This window comes from Streptomyces sp. KL116D, from assembly GCF_030766975.1.
Classification (GTDB): domain Bacteria; phylum Actinomycetota; class Actinomycetes; order Streptomycetales; family Streptomycetaceae; genus Streptomyces; species Streptomyces longispororuber_A.
In genome coordinates, this window is the sequence record NZ_JASERH010000157.1 from 38,379 (window position 1) to 57,577 (window position 19,199).

A 19,199-nucleotide genomic window follows, 5' to 3' on the forward strand; every position below is an offset into this window, starting at 1 on the left:
CTGGGAGTCGGCCCGGCCCGCGTACTCCAGGCCGCCGTCCGCGCCCCGGCGGACCAGGTCGCCGCTGCGGTACATCCGCTCGCCGGGCGCGCCGAAGGGGCAGGCGACGAACCGTCCTGCGGTCAGCCCCGGCCGGGCGTGGCTAGCCGCGGGCCAGGCCATAGCCCGCCACGTACAGTTGCTGGTGACGCCGGGCGGCGTCGGTTTGAGGTGGGTGTCCAGGACGTAGGCGCGCAGTCCGGGGACGGCCCGCCGATCGTGCCGGCCGGGTGCCGGGCGGCGGAGCGCTCGTCCAGGTCGACGCGGGTCACGTGCACGGTGGTCTCGGTGATGCCGTACATGTTGACCAGCACCGGCGCGTCGGGGGCGTGGCGTTCGTACCAGTCGGTGAGGCGGTTGAGGTCGAGGGCCTCGCCGCCGAACACGACGTAGCGCAGGGCCAGTTCGTCGCCGGGGTCCTGGGCGTCGGTCTGGGCGTCGGCCTGGACGAGCTGGTAGAAGGCGGACGGGGTCTGGTTGAGGACGGTGACCCGCTCGCGGGCGAGGAGCCGGCGGAAGTCGGCCGGTGACCGGGAGACGTCGTGGGGGACGACGACGAGGCGGCCGCCGTGCAGCAGCGGGTCCCCACAGTTCCCACACCGAGAAGTCGAAGGCGTAGAGTGGAAGAGGGTCCACACGTCAGTCCGCGCCGAAGGCGAAGTCCTGTGGCGTGGAAGAGTCCGACCACGTTGCGGTGCGGGGATCAGCACGCCCTTGGGGCGGCCGGTGGAACCCGAGGTGTAGATGACGTACGCCGGGTGGTCGGGGCGCAGCGGCGAGCGGCGCTCGGCGTCGGTGAGGTCGGCGTCGGGCTGTCCGGTGAGGCTCGGTGCGGTCGAGGAGGACCTGCGGAGGGTCCTGGGCCAGGTCGTGCGCGGCGCCGGTGGTGCTCGTGGTCACCAGCAGGACGGGCCGGGCGTCCTCGACCAGGTAGGCGATGCGGTCTGCCGGGGGAGCCGGGTCGATGGGCAGGTAGGCTCGCCCGCCTTGAGGACCGCGAGGAGGGCGACGACGAGGTCGGCGGAGCGCTCCAGGCAGATCCCGACGAGGGACTCGGGGCCCACGCCGCGGGTGACGAGGTGCCGGGCGAGCCGGTTGGCGCGGGCGTTGAGTTCGCCGTGGTGTGTCCTGCGCCGTCGTGGACCAGGGCGACCGCGTCGGCCCGCCGCGCCGCCTGCCGCTCGAACAGCTCGACCAGGTGGCGTCGGGGATGCCGGCGGCGGTGTCGTCGGCCCCGGGCACCAGGCGGTCCCGCTCGCCCTCGATCAGCACGTCGACGTCGCCGACGCGCAGACCGGGATCGGCGGCCAGCTGTTCGAGGACGCGGACGAGCCGGGCGACGATCGTCTGCGCCGACGCGCGGTCGAAGAGCTTCGTCGCGTACTGGAGGTCGCCGCGCAGCGTCCCCGAGTCGTCGACGGCCATGAAGAAGGTCAGGTCGACCATGGCGGTGGACGGGACGGCCTGCTCGAACGCGACGTCGAGGCCGGGCAGCGCGAGATCCGGCTTCGTGTAGCTCTGCCAGGCGAAGATCACCTGGAACAGCGGCTGGTAGGCCGCGGAGCGCTCGGGGTTGATCGCCTCGACGATGACGTCGAACGGCACGTCCTGGTGCTCGTAGGCGGCGAGCGACTTGTCCCCTGACCTGGGCGAGCAGGAGGTGAACGACGGGTTCCCGGCCAGGTCGGCGCGGAGCACCTGAGTGTTGACGAAGCATCCGATCAGGTCGGTGAGCGCTTCGTCGGTGTCGGCCGGCGATCGGCGAGCCGATCGTCACGTCGTCGCCGCCGCCGATCTTGCTCAGCAGCACGGCGAGCGCGGCCTGCATGAGCATCGACATGCTGGTGCCGCGTTCGGTGGCCAGCTTCTGCAGGGCGGCCACCACGCCGGGGGCCACCTCGATGCCAACCGTGTCGCCGTCCGAGCTCGCCTCGGCGGGCCGGGGCCGGTCCAGCGGCAGGTTCAGCGGCTGCGGCACCCCGGACAGTTCCTTGCGCCAGTACTCGACCTGCGCGGCGGCGAGGCTGCCCGGGTCGGCCACGTCGCCGAGCACCTCGCGCCGCCACACCGCGTAGTCCTCTGTACTGGATGGGCAGCGGTTCCCACGCCGGTGCGCGGCCGTCCCCTGCGGGCGGTGTAGGCGGCGAACTAGGGTCGCCCATCATCGGGGCGCTGGAACCGCCGTCGGAGGCGATGTGGTGGACGACGAGGACGAGCACGTGCTCCTCCTCGGAGCAGCGCAACAGGCTGGCCCGGAAGGGGAGTTCGGCGGCCAGGTCGAAGCGGTGGGTGACGGCCTCGTCGAGCACGGCGGGCACGTCGGCGGGCGCCACGTCGACGACCCGCACCTCGGGCGCGGCCTCGGCCGCGGGCAGGGTCCGCGGGTGCGGCTCGCCGGCGTCGTCGGTCGCGTAGACGGTGCGCAGGGATCTCGTGCCGGGCGACGACGTCGTGGAGCGCGGCGACGAGGGCGTCCCGGTCGAGGGCTCCGGTCAGCCGGAACGCAGCCGAGATGTTGTAGGTCGCCGCCCCCGCGCTCCAGCTGGTGCAGGAGCCACATGCGGCGTTGGGCAAAGGACAGCGGAATCATCGCTTCACTCCCTGACGATCATCTGGCGCAGGCTGGGGCGGCGGGAGCGGCCGATTCCTCCGACCACGCGGCGAGCGCGGCCACTGTCGGCAGGTCGAAGATCTTGCGGATGGGTATCTCGATGCCGAGTTCGGCGCGGGCGCGGCTGATGAGCCGGGTGGCGAGCAGGGAGTGCCCGCCGAGGTCGAAGAAGCCGTCGTCGATGCCGACGCGGTCGAGGCCGAGCACTTCGGCGCACAGGGCGGCCAGCGACTTCCTCGCGGGGGTGCGGGGCGCCCGGTAGGCGGTGCCGGCGTACTCCGGTTCGGGCAGCGCGGCCCGGTCCAGTTTGCCGTTCGGGGCGAGCGGCAGCCGGTCGAGGACCGTGACGGCGGACGGCACCATGAAGTCCGGCAGGCGCCGCGCGACGAAGTCGTGCAGCCCTTCGTGTCCAGGGTGCCGGTGGGCACGACGTACGCGACGAGCCGGGTGCCGCGCCGCTGCCGGGCCGGTCGGGCGAGGACGGCGGCCCGTGCGACGCCGGGGTGCGCGGTGAGCGCGGCTCGACCTCGCCGGGCTCGACGCGGAAGCCGCGCACCTTGACCTGCGCGTCCGAGCGGCCCGCGTATGCGAGGTGAGCGGGCCCGCGCCGTCGAGGCGGGCCAGGTCCCCCGGTGCGGTACATGCGGGCGCCGGGCGGGCCGAACGGGTCGGCGACGAAGCGTTCCGCGGTGAGTGCGGCGCGGCCGTGGTAGCCGCGGCCCACGTTCCCGCCGACGTACAGCTCGCCGACGGACGCCCTGCGGCACCGGGGCGAGGCCCGAGCCGAGGACGTAGGTGCGCATGTTGCCGAGCGGGTGCCGACGGGCACGCTGCCCGCGGCGCCGTCCGTGTCCCGGTCCGTGTCGCCGGTGAGGGTGCAGGTGGTGGCGTAGAACGACTCGCTCTGCCCGTACGCGTTGACGATCCGGACGCCGGGGAAGGCGTTGCGGGTCTTCGCGACGAGCGAGGCGAGGGCAGGGGCCCTCGTCGGCGAAGACGACGGTCTCGACGTCGGTGCGGCCGGCGATCGTCGTCGACGAGTTCGGCGAAGGCGGACGGCACGGTGGAGATGACGCTGCCGTGCCAGCCGTCCCGTTCGCCGAGGACCAGGACGTCCCGGACCACTTCGACGACGCCGCCGGTGGCGAGGGTCGTGAAGATCTCGAACACCGAGACGTCGAAGTTGACCGAGGTGCCCGCGAGGAGCCGCTTGCCGGGGGGCCAGGCCGACGCGGGAGGCGAGCCGCAGCACGCCGTTGACCACGTTGCGGTGGGTGATGGCGACGCCCTTGGGCTTGCCGGTGGAGCCGGAGGTGTACATCACGCACGCCAACTGCTCGGTGTGGCAAGGCAGTTCGGGGCCGGTGGTGTCGGTGGCGGACAGGTCGAGACTGTCGAGGAGGACGTCCTCGGCGTCGTGCGGCGGCAGTACCGCGACGGTCGCGGAGTCGGTCAGGACGAGAGGCACGGGCGTGCCTCGTCGAAGACCGCCGCCAGCCGGTGGCTGGGGTACTTGGGGTCGACCGGCAGGTGGCGGCGCCGGTCTTCAGGACGGCGAGCAGGGCGACCACGAGGTCCGCCGACCGCGGCAGCGACACGGCGACCACCGACTCGGGTCCGGCTCCGTGCCCGGCCAGCGCGCGGGCCAGCCGGTCGGCGCGGGCGTTCACCTCGCGGTAGGTGAGCGACGCGTCCCCGGCGACGACGGCGACCTCGTCCGGGGTGCGGGCCGTCTGGGGCCTCGACGAGCCCGTGGACCGTGACGTCCGGGGTGGGGGGCGGCCGTGTCGTTGAACTCGGTGAGCAGCCGGTCGCGTTCGGCCGGGTCCAGCAGATCAATGCGCGCGGCCGTCGGCTCGGCGGGGTCCGCCAGTTGCCGCAGGACGCGCACGAGGCGGGCCGCGAATCCCTGGACCGTGTCCCGGTCGAAGACTCCTTGCGCGTACTGGAGGACGAGCTGGAGGTGAGGGTCGACCGCCGCCATCAGGGTCAGCGGGTAGTTGGTGGCCGTCGACGGCGCAGTCCAGTGAAGGTGATCCCGTCGGCGGCGTCGGCGGCGGCGCCCAGGCCCTCCTTGTCGACGGGGTACGACTCGAAGACGACCAGGGTGTCGAAGAGCGACGGCAGGCCGACGGTCTGCTGGATCTCGGTGAGCCCGTAGTAGTGGTGCTCCATGAGGCCGGCCTGGCGGCTCTGGAGCCGGGTGAGATCTCGGTGAGGGTGTCGCCGGGGGCGTACTCGACGCGTACGGGCAGGGTGTTGATGAACATGCCGACCATCGCATCGACGTCGGGCACGGCGGCGGGGGCGGCCGGAGACGGTGGCGCCGAACACCACGTCCTGGCGGCCGGTGAGGCCGCCGAGCAGCAGCGCCCAGGCGCCCCTGGACCAGGGTGTTGACGGTGATGCCCCCACTCGGCGGCGCGCCGGGTGAGCCTCGCGGGCCTCGTCGGCCGGCAGCGGGATCTCGATCTGGTCGACGCCGTCGGCGCCCACGCCGTCGGCGCCGGGCGCGGGCAGGGTCGGCTCCTCGACGCCGGCGAGCTCGGCGGCCCACACCCGGGCGGACTCGGTCTCGTCCTGCCGGGCGCGCCAGGCCAGGAACGTGCCGAAGTCGCGGGTCGCGGGCAGGTCCGCCGGGTCGCCGTCGGAGGCGTAGAGCAGCAGCAGGTCCCGCATCAGCAGTGGCGTGGGACCAGCCGTCGAGCAGGACGTGGTGGGCGGTCAGGACGAGTTCGGCACTGCCGGGTTCGAGGACGGCGAGGGCGAGGCGGATCAGGGGCGGGGCGCCCACGTCGAAGTGGGTGGCCCGGTCCTCGGCGAGGAACCGCTCGAACGTGGCGGTGCGTTCGGGCCCGTCGGTCGCGGTGAGGTCGAGGTGCCGCCAGGGCAGGGTCACGGTGTCGGGCACCACCTGGACGACGCCGCCGTCCGCCCGGTCGAGGAAGGCGGCGCGCAGGCCTGCGTGCCGGTCCAGCAGGGAGCCTGCGCGGCGCGGTGCATGCGGTCCGGGTCGACGTCGCCGGACAGCTGGAAGACGAGCTGCATGTGGTACGCGTCGAAGGACGATCCGGCGAGCTGGGTGTGGAACAGCATCCCGGACTGCACGGGCGTCGTCGGCCACAGTTCGGCCAGCGTGCCGAACCGGGCCTCAGGTGTCGATCTCCTGCTGGCCCACCGCGACCAGCGGTGCGTCGCTCGGGGTCAGTCCGCCGGCGCCGGGGGTGGTGGCGTGCCGGGCCAGGGGCGGTCAGTGCCTCGACCCACAGGCCGGCCAGTTCGGTCACCTCGTCGCGGGTGAGCACGCCGGTGGGGAAGCCGAAGTAGGCGGTGAGTTCGTCGCCGTCGGGGGTGCCGGTGGCGACCGCGTTGATCTCCAGGGCCGACAGGACGGGCAGGTCGGCGTCGGGTGCGGCGATCAGGTCGCGGTGCGTGGTGTCCGGGGTCCAGCTGAGGCCGCGCAGTTCCCTCGGGGAGGTCGGCGCGGGAGGAGCGGCCCAGGTAGTTGAAGCCGATCTGCGGCTGCCGCAGTCCGGCGAGGGGCGGCTGCGGTCCCCGGGTTGAGTGGCGCAGCAGGCCGTAGCCCATGCCGTTGTCGGGCACGGACCGCAGCTGTTCCTTGACGGCCTTGACCGCCTGGCCGGCGGCCGCGCCGCCGGCGAAGGCGTCGTCGACGTCGATGCCCGCAGGTCGAGGCGTACGGGGTACATGGCGGTGAACCAGCCGAGCGTGCCCGACAGGGTCGGCGCCGGGCACCAGGTGCTCCTCCCTGCCGTGCCCCTCCAGCCTGACGAGCGCCGCGGGAGCCGGTGGTGCTCGCGGTCGCGGCGGCGGGCCAGTGCCAGAGGCGAGTCCGGCGAGGAGTCCGTCGTCGACGCCGCCGTGGAAGAGCGCGGGCAGGGTGTCGAGCAGGGTGCGGGGTGACGTCGGCCGGGACCTGGACGCGGACGGTGTCCACGGTGGCGGTGACGTCGCGTGCCGGGTCCACCTCCCGTGCGCCCAGCGGGGGTTCGTCCGTGCGCAGGATCTCCTGCCAGCCGGGCAGTTCCGCCGTCCGCTCCGGGGTGGCCGCCTCGTCGGCGAGGGCGTGCGCCCACCGGCGCAGCGAGGTGCCGGTGCCGGCCGGTGCGGGGCGAGGCCGTCGCGGACCCGCTGCCAGGCGGCCGCCAGGTCCGGCAGCAGGATCCGCCACGACGCTCCGTCGACGAGCGAGGTGGTGCAGGACGATCGGCAACCGGTCGGGGCCGGTGGCGGGGTCGGTGGCCGGGTCCGTGGTGAAGCGGACGAACTGCGCCATGACGCCCGCGTCCGGGTCGAGGGCGGTCCCGCAGCCGCGTCGAGTTCGGCCTGCACATCAGCGCCGCCGTACGGGACCTCGCGCAGCAGCGCTTCCACGTCCACGCCGCCGGCCGGAGTCGATCCACAGGGCGGGCTCCGCCCGGTCAGAGCCGGGAGCGCAGCACGTCGTGCCGGTCGAGGACGGCGGAGCGTGCCGAGCAGTCCGGCGCGGTCGATGTCGTCGGGCAGGGTGAGCAGCGCGGACATGCAGAACCGGCCGATGCCGCCGCCCAGCGCGAGCACGTGCGCGGCGGCCCGGCGGCAGCGGGGACCGGCCGACGGCGCCGCCCGGCAGATTCAGGGCAGCCGCACGCGTTCCTGGTCGCCCCGGCCCTCGACGAGTTCCGCGAGCCGGGCGACGGTGCGGTGCTCGAAGACCTCCCGGGTGCTGATCAGCACGCCGCGGGTCCTGGCGCGCGCGACGACCTGGGATGGACCGGATGCTGTCGCCCGCCGCTGGTGAAAGGAGTCGTCGTCGACGCCCACCCGTTCGGCGTCGAGGACGTCCGCGGCCTACACCTCGGCGAGCACGCGCTCGGCGTCTGCCGCGCGGCGCCCCGGTACCCGGCGCGGGCGAACTCGGAGGCTCGGGCAGCGCGGCCCGGTCGGTTTGCCGTTCGCGCGTTCAGCGGCAGCCGGTCGAGGACCACGAGAGGGCGGGCACCATGCGGTCCGGGCAGCCGGTCGGCGACGAACCGCCGCAGGTCTGCGGCGAGGAGGGGTGCCGGGGGTGGCCGGTGTCACGTAACCGACGAGGCGGGCGGTGCCGGTGGTCCTCGCGGACGGTGACCACGGCCCGGCCGATCGCGGGTGCCGGGCGAGGACCGTCTCGATCTCGGTCGGCTCGACCCGGATGCCGTTCACCTTCGACTGGGTGTCGGCCCGTCCCGCGTACACGGGGTGGCCGTCGGCGTCCCACCGGGCCAGGTCGCCGGTGCGGTACATGCGGGCGCCCGCGAGGCCGAAGGGGCGGGCGACGAACCGCTGCGCTGTCGCCCCACCGCCGCGGTGGTAGCCGCGGGCGATCGGCCCGCCGACGGCCAGCAGCTCGCCAGTCACGCCGGGGCGGCGCGGGGTGAGTTCGGGTCCCAGGACGTAGGCGCGCATGTTGGCGAGGAGGCCGGCCGACGGAGACTCGCGCCGGTCGTGGCCGCCTGCTCCTGCGGGACCGTGGGTGGTGGCGTAGAAGCTCTCGGTCTGTCCGTAGGCGTTGACGGCGCGGACGCCGGGCAGGGCGCGGCGCACCTTGCGGACCAGTTCGGTGGAAGGGGGCCTCGCCGGCGAGGACGACGGTGTCTCACGTCGAGGCGGGGGCTGCCGGGGCGTCGGTGCCGAGCTGGTCGAGTGCGGAGGCACGGCGGGCACGGCGCTCAGGGGTGGTGCCCGACCAGCCGCCGCGTTCGGCGAGTTCGAGCACGTCACGGACGACGTGGACGCTCGCGCCCGTGGTGAGCGCGGTGAAGATCTCGAACACGGAGACGTCGAAGTTCACGGAGGTCGCGAAGCGAGCATCCGGACCCCTCCCCCACGTGCACGACCCGGCGCAGGTCCTGGACGCCGTTGACGACGTCGGCGTGGGTGACGGCGACGCCCTGGGGGGTTCCGGTCGAGCCGGAGGTGAACATCACGTAGGCGAGATGGTCGGGGGTGGTCGAGGGTGTCGGGGGCGGTGGGGGCGGGGCCGTCGAGGCGCGAGTCGTCGAGGTGGAGCACGGGGGTGGGGCAGCCGGCGACGCCGATGCCGTGCGGTAGTCGGTGAGGACCAGCGCGGGTTCGGCGGTGGCGAGCAGCAGGCCGACGCGCGGCCGGGTAGCCGGGGTCGATCGGCAGGTAGGCGCCGCCCGCCGTCGAGGACGGCGAGCAGCGCGACCACCAGGTCGGCGGTCCTGGGCAGGGCCACGGCGACGAGGACGTCGGGGCCTACGCCGCGGTCGCACGCAGCACCGCGGCCAGCCGACCCCGCGCGGGCGTCGAGGTCCGCGTAGGACAGGGCGGTGTCGCCGGACACCACGGCGGTCGCGTCGGGGTCCGTGCCACCTGGGCGGCGACCAGTTCCGGCACGGTCGCGGCGGGCACCGGCGCGGTCGTCCCGGACAGCCGGTCGAGCCGGTCGTGTTCGGTGCCGGTGAGCACGTCGATGCCGCCGAGCCGGGTCCCGGAGTCGGCGACCACCTGCCGCAGGACGCGCACGTAGCGGTCGACGAGGCTCTCGGCGGTGGGTGGGGTCGAACAGTTCCGTCGCGTACTCGAAGCCGTCCGTAGGCGCCGCCGTCCGGGGCCGGGACGATGTTGAGGAACAGGTCGAACTTCGCGGTGCCGGTGCCCCGCCGGGACGAGGGTGACCCGCAGGCCGGGTATCTCGATCTGCGACCACTCGAACTGCCAGGCCAGCATCGTCTGGAACAGCGGCTGGTAGGCGGTGGTGCGGTCAGGCTGAGCAGTTCCACGAGGGCGCTCGAAGGGCACGTCCTGGTTGTCGTACGCGGCGAGGGCCCCGCTCCGCACCTGTTCCAGGAGGTCGCCGAACGTGGGGTTGCCGGTCAGGTCGACGCGCAGCACCCAGGTGTTGGCGAAGAATCCGATGAGGTCGTCGAGCTGTTCGTCGGCGCGGCCCTCGATGGGGCTGCCGATCGTCAGGTCGTGGCCGGCGCCGAGGTGGTGCAGGAGCACCGCGAGTGCGGCCTGGGCGACCATCGGCGCGGTGGCTCCCGCGTTCGGCGGCCAGTTTCCCGATGCCGGTGAGCAGGTCCGGGTCGAGGGCAGAAGTCGACGTGGCCGCCGCGGTGGTCGGCGGCGCTCGGCCGCGGCCGGTCGAGGGGGCAGCTGGACGGGCTGCGGGGAGCCGGCCAGTTCCTGGCGCCAGTAGTCGAGTTGGCCCGCGGCGACGCTCTGCGGGTCGTCCTCGTCGCCCAGCAGTTCGCGCTGCCACAGCGTGTAGTCCTTGTACTGCACGGCGAGCGGGGCCCACCGGGGGCGCTCCCCGGTGGCGGGCCTCGTACGCGGACAGCAGGTCCCGCAGGAACGGCGCCATCGACGCCCCGTCGGCGGCGATGTGGTGGAAGACGAACACCAGCACGTGCTCCTGCGGTGCCAGGCGCAGCACCGTGGTCCGCAGGGGCAGTTCCGTGTCCAGGTCGAAGCCCCCGGCACGCGGCCTCCTGCGTCGCCGCGTCGACCGCGTCCGGCGCGACGTCGACGACTCCCGGAACTGGAGGGCCGCCTCGTCGGGCGGCAGGATCCGCTGCTCCGGGGTGCCGTCCGCGTTCTCGACGACGAGAGGGTGCGCAGGCTCTCGTGGCGGGTGACGACGTCGGTCACCGCCGCGGTGAGGGCCGCCGTGTCCAGCGGCCCGTCCAGGCGCAGCACGAACGGGATGTTGTAGGTCGCGGACGGGCCTTCCAGGCAGTGGAGGAACCAGAGCCGGCGCTGGGCGAAGGACAACGGGATCATCGACGCACTCCTACACGTTCGTCGGGCGCAGCATCGGGCGCAGCCGGGGTCGGTTCGACGTGGTGGCCAACTCCGCTATATGGTCTGCCAGTTGGGCGACGGTCGGATGGCGGAACACGGTCGTGACCTTGACGTCGACGGCGAGTTCCCTGCGGATGCGGCCGATCAGCCGGGTGGCCAGCAGCGAGTGTCCGCCGTGGTCGAAGAAGTCGACGTCGATGCCCACCTCCGCCACCCCGAGCAGGTCGGCGAACAGCCGGCACAGGGTTTCTCGGTGGGGTTGCGCGGCCCGCGTCCGGTCGCGGTGGCGGTGTGGTCCGGTGCGGGCAGGGCGCGCCGGTCGAGCTTCCCGCTGGGGGTGGTGGGCAGTTCGGCGAGCGGCACGATCGCCGAGGGACCATGTACTCGGGCAGGTGGGCGCGGGCCAGGTCCGTCAGGGCCGACGGGTCGAGCCCGGCCGGGTCCGTGGTGCCGTCGGCCGGTACGACGTACGCGACCAGCCGCTGGTCGTCGGCGTGGTCCTCGCGGACCACGGCGACCGCGTAGCCGACGTCCGGATGCCCGGCCAGCACCTGCTCGATCTCGCCGAGTTCGATGCGGAAGCCGCGGATCTTCACCTGGAAGTCGGCGCGGCCGAGGTATTCGACCTGGCCGTCCCGGTTCCACCGCACGACGTCGCCGGTGCGGTACATCCGGGTGCCGGGGTCGCCGAAGGGGCAGGCGACGAACCGGTGCGCGGTGAGCGCGGTCTGTCCGAGGTAGCCGCGGGCGAGTCCGGTGCCGGCGAGTACAGCTCGCCGGCGACGCCGGGCGGGACCGGGCGCAGCGCCGCGTCCAGGACGTACACCTGGGTGTTCCACACGGGGGTGCCGATGGGCACGCGGTCCGCGCCGGGCTCGTGCTGCCAGGCGGTGACCTCGACCGATGCCTCGGTGGGTCCGTAGAGGTTGTGCACGCCGCAGCCGGGCAGGACGTCGGCGGCCCGGTCGGCGAGGGCGGGCGGGAACGCCTCGCCCGCGACCTCGATCCAGCGCAGGCTGTCGCACGCCTTGGCCGCGGGTTCGGCGACGAAGGCCTCCAGCAGCGACGGTACGAAGTCCGCGCCGGTCACCCGCTCGCGCCGGATCAGCTCGGCGAGGTAGGCCGGGTCGCGACGCCCGTCGGGGCGGGCGATGACGACGGCCGCGCCGGCCTGGAGCGGCGCGAACAGCTCCGGTACGGACACGTCGAAGCTGGCCGACGTGCTCAGCAGCACCCGGTCGTCGGCCCCGACGCCGAAGTGCGCGAGGCCCCAGCGGAGCCGGTTCGTGATGGCCCGGTGCGTCACCTGGACGCCCTTGGGGCCGCCGGTGGAGCCGGAGGTGTAGATGACGTACGCGGCGTGGTCCGGGGTCAGGTCGCGCCGGGGGGCCGTCGTCGGGTACGCGGTCACGTCCGGCAGGTCCGCGTCGAGGACGAGGAGCGGGCGGGCGCTGTCCAGCACGTGCCGGACCCGGTCGTCGGGCAGCTCGGTGTCGATCGGCAGGTAGGCCGCGCCGGCCTTGACCACCGCGTAGATCGCCACCATGAGGTCGACGGAGCGGGGGATGCGCACGGCGACGAGCCGTTCGGGGCTCGCGCCCCTGCTCGACGAGCCAGTGCGCGAGCCGGTTGGCGCGCCGGTCGAACTCCCCGTACGTCAGCTGCTCCTGGTCGCCGATGAGGGCGACGCGGTCGGGGTCGCGGGCCACCTGGTCCCTCGAACGCGTCGGGCAGGGTGGTGTCGGCCACCGGGTGCGCCGATGTCGTTGGCGCGCCGCACCAGCCGGTCCCGTTCGTCGTCCGAGAGCACCTCGACGGCGCCGACGGGTGTCGCCGGGTCGTCGAGCAGCTGGTCGAGGACGCGCACCAGGCGGTCGGCGATCTCCTCGGCCGCGCCCTGGTCGTAGAGGTCCCGCTGGTAGTCGAGGGAGAGCCGCAGGTAGGGGTCGGAGGAGTTGAGGGTGAGCGGGTAGTGCGAGCCGGCGAAGGGGCGGATGGCGTCGATGGTGAAGCCGGCGGAGGCGTTGGCCTCGACGATGCCCTCGCGGTCGATCGGGTAGTTCTCGAAGACGACGATGGTGTCGAACAGGGCGGGCAGTCCGGCGCCGCGCTGGATGTCGGCGAGGCCGTAGTAGTGGTGGTCGAGGAGGGCGATCTGCCGGTCCTGGAGGCCGGCGATGACGTCGCCCAGGCTCTGGTCGGGGCGGCAGAACACCCTGATCGGCAGGGTGTTGACGAACAGGCCGACCATCTCGTCGGAGCCGGGCAGGTCCGCCGGGCGGCCGTTGACGGCGGCGCCGAACACGACGTCCTGCTGGCCGGTCAGCTTCGAGACGACGATCGCCACGCGCCCCTGGAGGAGCGTGTTGAGGGTGACCCCGAGTTCCGCGGCGCGGCGGGCGAGATTCGCGGCCCTTGTCGATGGACAGCGGCACCTCGACCCGGCCGAGGGCGGACACCTCGGCCTTGTCTCCCTTGCTGGTGGTGTCGGCGGCCACGAGGGTGGGCTGGTCGAAGCCGGCGAGCTCCTCGGTCCACCGGGCGGCCGACGCGGTCCGGTCCTGTGCGGACAGCCAGGCCAGGGTAGTCGCCGTAGCCGCGGACCGGGGCGAGGTCGCCGGACTCGGCGTACAGCCGGATCAGGTCCTTGATCACCAGGGGTGAGGACCAGCCGTCGAACAGGGGTGTGGTGGGCCGTCAGGATCCAGTTTGGCCTGCCGCGGCCCGCAGGTGAGCAGGGCGAGGCGGATCAGCGGGGGCCGGGCGGGGTCGATCCCGGTCGGCCCGGTCGTCGGCGAGCGCCCGGTCGAGCGCCGCGTCCTGCCCGGCCGCGTCCTGCCCGGTCAGGTCGAGGTGGCGCCAGGGCAGGAGTGACGTGTTCGGCGAGCGACCTGCACCGAGGTCGCCGTCGGCCGTGGCGAGGAAGGCGGAGCGCAGGTTCGGGTAGCGGTCGAGGAGGGGCCTGGCCGGGCCGCGCGCATGCGAGGCAGGGGTCGACGGGTCCGGTCAGGTGCAGCACGAACTGCATGTGGTAGACGTCGAAGGACCCGTCGGCGAGGGCGGCCTGGAACTGGATGCCGGACTGGCCGGGGGCCTGCGGCCACACCTCGACCAGCCGGCCGTAGCCGTCCTCCCAGGCGTCGATCTCGGTCTGCCGCACGGTGACGAGCAGGGGCGTCCGGCGGGGTGAGTCCGCCGATGCCGGGGCGTGCCGCGTAGGCGGCCATGCCGTGCAGCACCTCGACCCACAGGTCGGCGAGTTCGGTGGTCCGCTCGCGGGTCAGGACGCCGGTGGGGAACATGAAGGCGACCTGGAGCCGGGCGCCGTCCGGGGAGTGTCGGTGGCGACGGAGTTGACCTCGAGCGCGGACAGGGCGGGCAGGTCGGGGTCGGGCGCCGGGACGAGCTCGGCGGACCAGGACGCCGGTCCCCAGCCGCCGGCCCGCAGGTGCTCAAGCACGTCGGCCTCGGAGATCCGGCCGAGGTAGTTGAACCCGATCTGCGGGACGGGGAGTTCGGCGAGCTGCGGTCCTGTCTCCGGGTTGAGGTGGCGCAGCAGTCCGTAGCCCAGGCCCTTGTCGGGTACGCCGCGCAACTGCTCCTTGACCAGTTTGACGGCCCGGCCGACGGCGGGGCCGCCCGCGAGGACGTCGGCCAGGTCGACCTCGCGCACGTCGATCCGGGCCGGGTACATGCTGGTGAACCAGCCGATGGTCCGGGAGAGGTCGGCGCCGGGGACGGCGTCCTCCCTCGCGGCCGTGTCCTTCGAGGCGGACCAGGGTGGAGCGGTCCGCGCCGCGCCACCGGTCGATCGCGAGGGGCGAGCGCGGCGAGCAGCACGTCGGTGCCGGTGCCCCCTGAAGGCGGCGGGCAGTGTGGTGAGCACGGCTTCGGTGACGTCGGCGGGCAGTTGCACCCGCACGGTGTCGACGGTGCCCATCACGTCCACCGCGGGGTCGAAGGTCCGGCTGCCGATGGGCGGTGCGGGCTCCTCCAACAGGTCGCGCCAGTAGGCGAGTTCGGCCTCGCGTTCCGGGGAGAGCGCCTCGTCGGCGAGCGCGGCCGCCCATCGTCTGGCGGAGGTGCCGACCGCGGGCAGCTCGGGCGTCCGGCCGGACCTGACCTGCTGCCAGGCCTCGGCAGGTCGGGCATGAGGATGCGCCAGGAGACGCCGTCCACCACCAGGTGGTGCAGGACGACGAGCAGTCGTCCCGGCCCGGACGGGGCGGCGAACCAGGCGAAGTCCGCCATGGTGCCGGCGGCCGGGTCGAGCCGGCCGACCGGGCGTCCAGCTCCGCTTTCGCCGCCGCCAGCGTGGCGGGATCGTCCCAGCGGCCGTCGCAGTCGACGCGGTGGATCAGGTCGGCCGCCCGGACGGTGCCCGGGGGGCGGACGTCGAGGAGGGTTCGGCGCCGGGCGGCAGCCGGGCGCGGAGGCAGGTCGTGGCGGTCGAGGACGGCGTCCAGGGTCGCGGCGAGGCCGTCCGCGTCGATGTCCGCGGGCAGTTCGAGGCACCATCGACATGGCGAACCGGTCGGTGCCGCCGCCGTGTTCGAAACGACGTGCCGGGCCACCGGCTGGAGCGGCAGCGGGCCGACGCCGCCGTGCTCGTCCTCGGCGAGCCGGGGCACCAGGTCCTGGCGGGCGGCGGCGGCCTCGGCGGGGCGGGCCGCGGTGCGGCACTCGAAGATCTCGCGGGTGGACGGGTGCAGGCCGCGGGACCTGGCCCGCGCCACCACCTGGATGGGCCGCAGGCTGTCGCCGCCGACCGCGAAAGAAGTCGTCGTCGATGCCGACCCGGTCGACGCCGAGCACGTCCGCGTAGGCCGCGGTGATGATGGACTCGGCCTCGGTGCGCGGTTCGCGGTAGGCCTCGCCGCGGAACTCCGGTTCGGGCAGCGCCGAGCGGTCCAGTTTGCCGGTCGGTCCGAGCGGCAGCCGGCCGAGGGCCACGAGGCGGACGGCACCATGTAGTCGGGCAGCCGTGCGGCGACGGACGTGCGCAGTTCGGCGGACGAGGCGCCGGCCAGGACGTCGACGTCGCCGATGCCGCCGGCACCGTCGTCGCCGACGGCCCCATTCGCCGGTAGTGCACCACGTACGCGACGAGCTGCCGGCCGCCCGAAGGGCACCTCGCGGCTGAGCACGACGGCCTCGCCATGCCGGGGTGCTGGGTGATCGCCGCCTCGACCTCGGCCGTCTCGATGCGGAAGCCGCGCACCTTCACCTGGCCGTCGCCGCGGCCGACGCACTCAGCTGCCCCTGCGCGGTCCAGCGGGCCAGGTCGCCGGTGCGGTACATCCGCTCGCCCGCGGGACCGAACGGGTTCGGCACGTAGCGCTCGGCGGTCAGGCCCGGGCGGTCGTGGTAGCCCGCGGCCGAGGCAGGTCCCGGCCACGTACAGCTCACCGATCACGCCCCTGCGGGTCTGCGCGAGGCCCGAGGCCGAAGGACGTGAGGCGCGCATGACGCCCAGCGGTGTTGCCGATGGGGGCTGACGTCGCCGCCGTCCCACAGGTCGGCGGCGGCGAGGGGAGCCATGCGTGCGTAGAGGCTCTCGCGCTCTGCCCGTAGGGTTGACGATCTGTGCGCGTGCGGCAGGGCCTCGCGCACCTGCCGGTTCCAGCCGGGCGGGAAGTACGTCGCCGGCCAGGACGACCGTGCGCACCTCCGGTCGCCTCGGCCAGGTGGTCCACCAGTTCGCCGAAGCACCGAGGGGCACCGCGCTGATGACGTGGCCGTCCCAGGCGTCGCGCTCGGCGAGCGCCAGCGTGCGGCGCAGTTCTGGTTCGGCGCCGCCGGTGGACGCAGGGTGGTGAGCAGTTCGAAGACGGAGACGTCGAAGTTCACGGAGGGTGCCGGCCAGCATCCGCCAGCCGGGCGGCGCGTCGAGGACGCGCACCAGTTCGTACGCCGTTGACGACGTTGCGGTGGGTGATGGCCGCGCCCTTCGGCTGGCCCGTGGAGCCGGAGGTGTACATCACGTACGCGGGGTTGTCCGGGTCGAGGGGCACGTCTGGCGCCGTTGTGCAGCACCCTCAGGGCACGTCCCACTGGGCGCGCCGGTCGGGTCGATGGTCGTCATGTCGTGCGGCGGCAGGTCCCGGGACGTCGCGGTGTCGGTGACGGCGAAGCGCGGGCGGGCCTCGGACAGCACGCGCTCGGCCCGGCCGCCGAGGTACTGCAGGTCGAAGCGGCAGGTAGCCGGCGCCGGACTTGAGGATGCCCAGGAGGCCGACGACCAGGTCCTCGGTGCGCGGCAGGGCGAAAGCGGCAGGTCGTCCGGTCCCGCGCCGTGCCGGACGAGCTGCCAGGCGACGTCGTTCGCCCGGTCGTCGAGCTCCTGGTAGGTCAGGGTCCGGCCGTCGCAGACGGGGGCAGGGGGCACCGGGGCGTCCTGGCCACCTGGTTCTCGAAGAGTTCGGGGACAGGTCAGTTCGCAGTCCTGGTCCGCGCTGTCGTCGAACCGCGTGAGCAAGCGGTCGCGTTCGGCCGAGGTCGAGGACGTCGAGTGCCGCGACGCCGCGCGCGGGTCGGCGACGAGGCCGGCTCAGGACGCGCACGAACCGGTCGGCGGGACCTCGACGGTGGACCGGTCGAACAGGGCGGTGGCGTACTCCCGGGCGGACTCCCGCGCCGCCCGAGCCGTCCGGGATCATGTTGAAGAACAGGTCGAAACGGCCGTGCCGGTCTCCAGCATCTCGACCTGCCTCGACGTCGAGGCCGGCGAACTCCAGCTCCCCCAGCGGCTCCTGCCAGGCGAGGCATCACCTGGAAGAACGGGTGGTAGGCGGTGGACCGGTCCAGGTTGAGCAGCTCCACGAGCCGCTCGAGCGGCATGTCCTGGTTGTCGTACGCGCCGATGGACCGGTCCCGCACCCGCGAGCAGCTGCGCGGAACGTGGGGTTCCCGGAGAGGTCGACGCGCAGCACCCAGGTGTTGACGAAAGAGCCGACAGGTCGCGCAGTTCCTCGTCGGTGCGGCCCGCGATGGGCGCGCCGATGGAGCACGTCGTCGCCGCATCCGAGGTGGTGCAGGAGTACCGCGAGCGCGGAGTGCGTGACCATCGACACGGTGGTGTCCTGCTGCGCGGCCAGCCGCTCCACGGCCGCGAGCAGGCCGGCGTCGACGGGAGAACTGGACGGGGTCGCCGTCGGGGGCTCATCGTCCCGGCGGCCGGGGGCGGTCGGCGGGCAGCGCCAGCGGCTGCGCCAGATCGACCAACGCGTCGCGCCATACGCCAGTTGGCGGGCGGCCAGGCTGTCGGGGTCGGACTCGTCGCCGAGGACGTCCTGCTGCCACAGCGTGTAGTCCGCGTACTGGACGGGGCAGCGGCTCACCATGCGGGCGCGGCCCTCGTGCAGGCCGAAGTACGCGGTGCTGAGGTCGCGCAGCAGCGGGCCGAGGGACTCCCCGTCCAGGCGATGTGGTGCACCGCCAGGACGTGAGTGTGCTCGCGCGCGGTCCGGTGCGCAGCAGCCGGGCGCCGGATCCGGCAACGTCGGCGGCGAGGCCAGAAAGGTCTCCTTGGCCACGGCGTCGACCGCCGCCGCCTGCCCGTCCCGCGTGAACCTCGACGCGACCGGCAGGTCGCGCACGTCTTCGGCCGCGGGCAGGACCTGCTGGTGATCGCCGTCGCCGCCCTCGGACAGGTATCACCGTGCGGAGGGACCCGTGCCGGTCGACGACGTCGCGGAGAGAGCGCCCAGCGGTGGGCGCTGCACGCCTCAGCTCTCCGGTCAAGCCGCAGGGCGTAGCCGCGCCGCTGTGGAGTCGGCGACGGGCCTTCGAAGCGGTCCACGAACCACAGCCGACGCTGCGCGAACGACAACGGGATCATTGTGGCTCCAAATCGGCGGAACCGGGAAGCATCAGGCGAGGGCGGGAACCAGGGCGAGAACCAGGAGCGGATCGGCGGGAGGCGAGGGAGCGAGCGTGGTGCCAGCTTTCAGCCCTGGTCGAGCTGTCAGCAGTTCGTCGTTGCAGAAGTCGTCAGATGGAGCACGCCTCCCGACAGCGTCGAGAGGTACCGGTCGATCAAACTCCTGGTGGCCGACCGGCTTCTGGAAGCATCTCTGGCCCGTCTCGGGCTGAGCTCGGGCCACGCTGAGCGCGCCCTGAGCGGTGGCTGAGGGCCGCCCCGAGGTCGTTCCTCAGCAGCGCCGCAGCGCCGTCCTGAGACGCGGTGTCGTCGTGCAGCCGGTCCCCCGATGTGGTCGGTCAGAGCCGACCGCCTTGAACGAAGGCCTCGGTGATGCCACGCGGGCGGTGACAGGTCACTTGTGGTTCACGGCGTCGCCGACGGGCGCCCAGCCGGGCCCGTAGGCCTTGCGGAAGTAGTTCTCCTGGTGGCCGGTGCCGTACAGCTGCTCCACGCGTTCGCCGGCCTGCATCCGCTCGCACAGTTCGGGCGCCGTCGTGCGGAAGGCGTCGAGGTAGGCGGGCTCCACGTCCGCGGACCTGCCCGAAGTCCTCCCTGCGGGAAGTACGCCCATGAGCAGCGTGGTCGTCGTTGGTGGGCAGGACGCCGATCCAGCGCCCCGGTCGCTCGTACAGCTCGGGAGTGCGCCGGTACACCGGGCCCAGTAGCTGTGGGTAGGTGCAGGTCAGCCGGGCGTGCTCGCTGGCGTCGGCGCGGCGGGCCACCAGGGACCGCATGCCGTCGGCGCCGACGACGAGGTGCGCGCGGTCCGGTCGCCTCGGCGCCACCGGGTGTGTCGTGTGCGGACGCCATTTGACC

21 protein-coding genes and 10 pseudogenes are annotated in these 19,199 nt (G+C 73.7%); 1 reads left to right on the plus strand and 30 read right to left on the minus strand.

Translation table 11 applies throughout. From position 1 onward, the window contains the following. Positions 1-122 precede the first annotated feature (122 nt). The 25 genes and pseudogenes from RBJ77_RS62015 to RBJ77_RS62135 all read right to left on the minus strand — a co-directional run bounded on the left by RBJ77_RS62015 (position 123) and on the right by RBJ77_RS62135 (position 14,456). Complete coding sequence (locus tag RBJ77_RS62015) at positions 123-812, minus strand: AMP-binding protein (protein ID WP_372352926.1); 690 nt, start codon at positions 810-812, stop codon at positions 123-125. Between the two features lie 123 nt (positions 813-935). Then, positions 936-1,115 (minus strand): annotated as a pseudogene (locus RBJ77_RS62020) (hypothetical protein); the annotation flags it as partial. A gap of 226 nt (positions 1,116-1,341) precedes the next feature. Beyond that, positions 1,342-1,737: pseudogene (locus RBJ77_RS62025) on the minus strand (condensation domain-containing protein); the annotation flags it as partial. Positions 1,738-1,837: 100 nt separating this feature from the next. Further along, a pseudogene (locus tag RBJ77_RS62030) lies at positions 1,838-2,107 on the minus strand (condensation domain-containing protein); the annotation flags it as partial. A 160-nt stretch (positions 2,108-2,267) separates the two neighbouring features. Beyond that, a pseudogene (locus RBJ77_RS62035) lies at positions 2,268-2,465 on the minus strand (hypothetical protein); the annotation flags it as partial. Between the two features lie 182 nt (positions 2,466-2,647). Continuing rightward, positions 2,648-3,013 carry a phosphopantetheine-binding protein gene (locus RBJ77_RS62040; RefSeq protein WP_372352905.1) on the minus strand — a complete coding sequence of 122 codons (366 nt, stop codon included), beginning with the start codon at positions 3,011-3,013 and terminating at the stop codon, positions 2,648-2,650. Between the two features lie 1,205 nt (positions 3,014-4,218). Beyond that, positions 4,219-4,326 (minus strand): annotated as a pseudogene (locus tag RBJ77_RS62045) (hypothetical protein); the annotation flags it as partial. Further along, positions 4,317-4,634, minus strand: coding sequence for a hypothetical protein (locus RBJ77_RS62050; RefSeq protein WP_372352933.1), 318 nt, complete (start codon positions 4,632-4,634; stop codon positions 4,317-4,319). The pseudogene RBJ77_RS62045 and the gene RBJ77_RS62050, both read right to left, overlap by 10 nt. Before the next feature lie 5 nt (positions 4,635-4,639). Then, complete coding sequence (locus RBJ77_RS62055) at positions 4,640-5,329, minus strand: condensation domain-containing protein (protein WP_372352906.1); 690 nt, start codon at positions 5,327-5,329, stop codon at positions 4,640-4,642. 70 nt (positions 5,330-5,399) lie between these two features. After that, a pseudogene (locus RBJ77_RS62060) lies at positions 5,400-5,630 on the minus strand (hypothetical protein); the annotation flags it as partial. Further along, positions 5,546-5,758 (minus strand): hypothetical protein, encoded by a 213-nt coding sequence (locus RBJ77_RS62065; protein WP_372352907.1) that lies wholly within the window; start codon positions 5,756-5,758, stop codon positions 5,546-5,548. The gene RBJ77_RS62065 and the pseudogene RBJ77_RS62060, both read right to left, overlap by 85 nt. A gap of 96 nt (positions 5,759-5,854) precedes the next feature. Continuing rightward, entirely contained in the window at positions 5,855-7,231 is a 1,377-nt protein-coding gene (locus tag RBJ77_RS62070) for a hypothetical protein (RefSeq protein ID WP_372352908.1), read from the minus strand. A 270-nt stretch (positions 7,232-7,501) separates the two neighbouring features. Continuing rightward, a complete protein-coding gene (locus tag RBJ77_RS62075; protein WP_372352909.1) occupies positions 7,502-8,233 on the minus strand; it encodes an AMP-binding protein in 732 nt (243 codons plus the stop codon). Positions 8,234-8,285: 52 nt separating this feature from the next. Further along, entirely contained in the window at positions 8,286-8,480 is a 195-nt protein-coding gene (locus tag RBJ77_RS62080) for a hypothetical protein (RefSeq protein WP_372352934.1), read from the minus strand. Next, positions 8,407-8,628, minus strand: a pseudogene (locus RBJ77_RS62085) (AMP-binding protein); the annotation flags it as partial. The gene RBJ77_RS62080 and the pseudogene RBJ77_RS62085, both read right to left, overlap by 74 nt. Beyond that, entirely contained in the window at positions 8,613-8,999 is a 387-nt protein-coding gene (locus tag RBJ77_RS62090) for a hypothetical protein (protein ID WP_372352910.1), read from the minus strand. The gene RBJ77_RS62090 and the pseudogene RBJ77_RS62085, both read right to left, overlap by 16 nt. Further along, the gene (locus RBJ77_RS62095; protein ID WP_372352927.1) at positions 8,909-9,940 is read right to left on the minus strand and encodes a condensation domain-containing protein; all 1,032 of its coding nucleotides are present in this window, start codon (positions 9,938-9,940) and stop codon (positions 8,909-8,911) included. The genes RBJ77_RS62090 and RBJ77_RS62095 overlap by 91 nt, the downstream gene beginning before the upstream one ends. 73 nt (positions 9,941-10,013) lie before the next feature. Continuing rightward, positions 10,014-10,226 (minus strand): annotated as a pseudogene (locus RBJ77_RS62100) (condensation domain-containing protein); the annotation flags it as partial. Between the two features lie 95 nt (positions 10,227-10,321). Further along, positions 10,322-10,438: pseudogene (locus RBJ77_RS62105) on the minus strand (hypothetical protein); the annotation flags it as partial. 10 nt (positions 10,439-10,448) lie between these two features. Next, positions 10,449-10,703, minus strand: a complete 255-nt coding sequence (locus tag RBJ77_RS62110; RefSeq protein ID WP_372352928.1) for a phosphopantetheine-binding protein — start codon at positions 10,701-10,703, stop codon at positions 10,449-10,451. Positions 10,704-10,884: 181 nt separating this feature from the next. Beyond that, positions 10,885-11,130, minus strand: a pseudogene (locus RBJ77_RS62115) (hypothetical protein); the annotation flags it as partial. Then, the gene (locus tag RBJ77_RS62120) at positions 11,052-12,032 is read right to left on the minus strand and encodes an AMP-binding protein (RefSeq protein ID WP_372352911.1); all 981 of its coding nucleotides are present in this window, start codon (positions 12,030-12,032) and stop codon (positions 11,052-11,054) included. The gene RBJ77_RS62120 and the pseudogene RBJ77_RS62115, both read right to left, overlap by 79 nt. 84 nt (positions 12,033-12,116) lie before the next feature. Continuing rightward, positions 12,117-13,163 (minus strand): condensation domain-containing protein, encoded by a 1,047-nt coding sequence (locus RBJ77_RS62125; protein ID WP_372352929.1) that lies wholly within the window; start codon positions 13,161-13,163, stop codon positions 12,117-12,119. Between the two features lie 45 nt (positions 13,164-13,208). Continuing rightward, positions 13,209-13,619: a hypothetical protein gene (locus RBJ77_RS62130; protein WP_372352912.1), complete on the minus strand. Its 411-nt coding sequence runs from the start codon at positions 13,617-13,619 to the stop codon at positions 13,209-13,211. Positions 13,620-13,739: 120 nt separating this feature from the next. Continuing rightward, the gene (locus tag RBJ77_RS62135; protein ID WP_372352913.1) at positions 13,740-14,456 is read right to left on the minus strand and encodes a condensation domain-containing protein; all 717 of its coding nucleotides are present in this window, start codon (positions 14,454-14,456) and stop codon (positions 13,740-13,742) included. A gap of 551 nt (positions 14,457-15,007) precedes the next feature. Here RBJ77_RS62135 and RBJ77_RS62140 point away from each other — a divergent pair. Continuing rightward, a complete protein-coding gene (locus RBJ77_RS62140) occupies positions 15,008-15,433 on the plus strand; it encodes a hypothetical protein (RefSeq protein WP_372352914.1) in 426 nt (141 codons plus the stop codon). A 249-nt stretch (positions 15,434-15,682) separates the two neighbouring features. On the opposite strand, the gene RBJ77_RS62145 is transcribed toward RBJ77_RS62140, so the two are convergent. The 5 genes from RBJ77_RS62145 to RBJ77_RS62165 all read right to left on the minus strand — a co-directional run bounded on the left by RBJ77_RS62145 (position 15,683) and on the right by RBJ77_RS62165 (position 18,954). After that, positions 15,683-15,868, minus strand: coding sequence for a hypothetical protein (locus tag RBJ77_RS62145; RefSeq protein WP_372352915.1), 186 nt, complete (start codon positions 15,866-15,868; stop codon positions 15,683-15,685). A 437-nt stretch (positions 15,869-16,305) separates the two neighbouring features. After that, a complete protein-coding gene (locus RBJ77_RS62150; RefSeq protein WP_372352916.1) occupies positions 16,306-16,473 on the minus strand; it encodes an AMP-binding protein in 168 nt (55 codons plus the stop codon). Beyond that, positions 16,440-16,847, minus strand: a complete 408-nt coding sequence (locus RBJ77_RS62155) for a hypothetical protein (protein ID WP_372352917.1) — start codon at positions 16,845-16,847, stop codon at positions 16,440-16,442. The genes RBJ77_RS62150 and RBJ77_RS62155 overlap by 34 nt, the downstream gene beginning before the upstream one ends. 379 nt (positions 16,848-17,226) lie before the next feature. Then, positions 17,227-18,057, minus strand: a complete 831-nt coding sequence (locus RBJ77_RS62160) for a condensation domain-containing protein (RefSeq protein WP_372352918.1) — start codon at positions 18,055-18,057, stop codon at positions 17,227-17,229. Positions 18,058-18,735: 678 nt separating this feature from the next. Continuing rightward, complete coding sequence (locus tag RBJ77_RS62165; protein ID WP_372352919.1) at positions 18,736-18,954, minus strand: hypothetical protein; 219 nt, start codon at positions 18,952-18,954, stop codon at positions 18,736-18,738. Positions 18,955-19,199: the final 245 nt, after the last annotated feature.

Bases quoted from the DNA above. Each gene is read 5' to 3' on its own strand.
- RBJ77_RS62050 (WP_372352933.1), bottom strand. From the start codon at position 4,634: ATGGCGGCGGTCGACCCTCACCTCCAGCTCGTCCTCCAGTACGCGCAA.
- RBJ77_RS62040 (WP_372352905.1), bottom strand. From the start codon at position 3,013: ATGGTGCCGTCCGCCGTCACGGTCCTCGACCGGCTGCCGCTCGCCCCG.
- RBJ77_RS62165 (WP_372352919.1), bottom strand. From the start codon at position 18,954: ATGGGCGTACTTCCCGCAGGGAGGACTTCGGGCAGGTCCGCGGACGTG.
- RBJ77_RS62055 (WP_372352906.1), bottom strand. From the start codon at position 5,329: ATGCGGGACCTGCTGCTGCTCTACGCCTCCGACGGCGACCCGGCGGAC.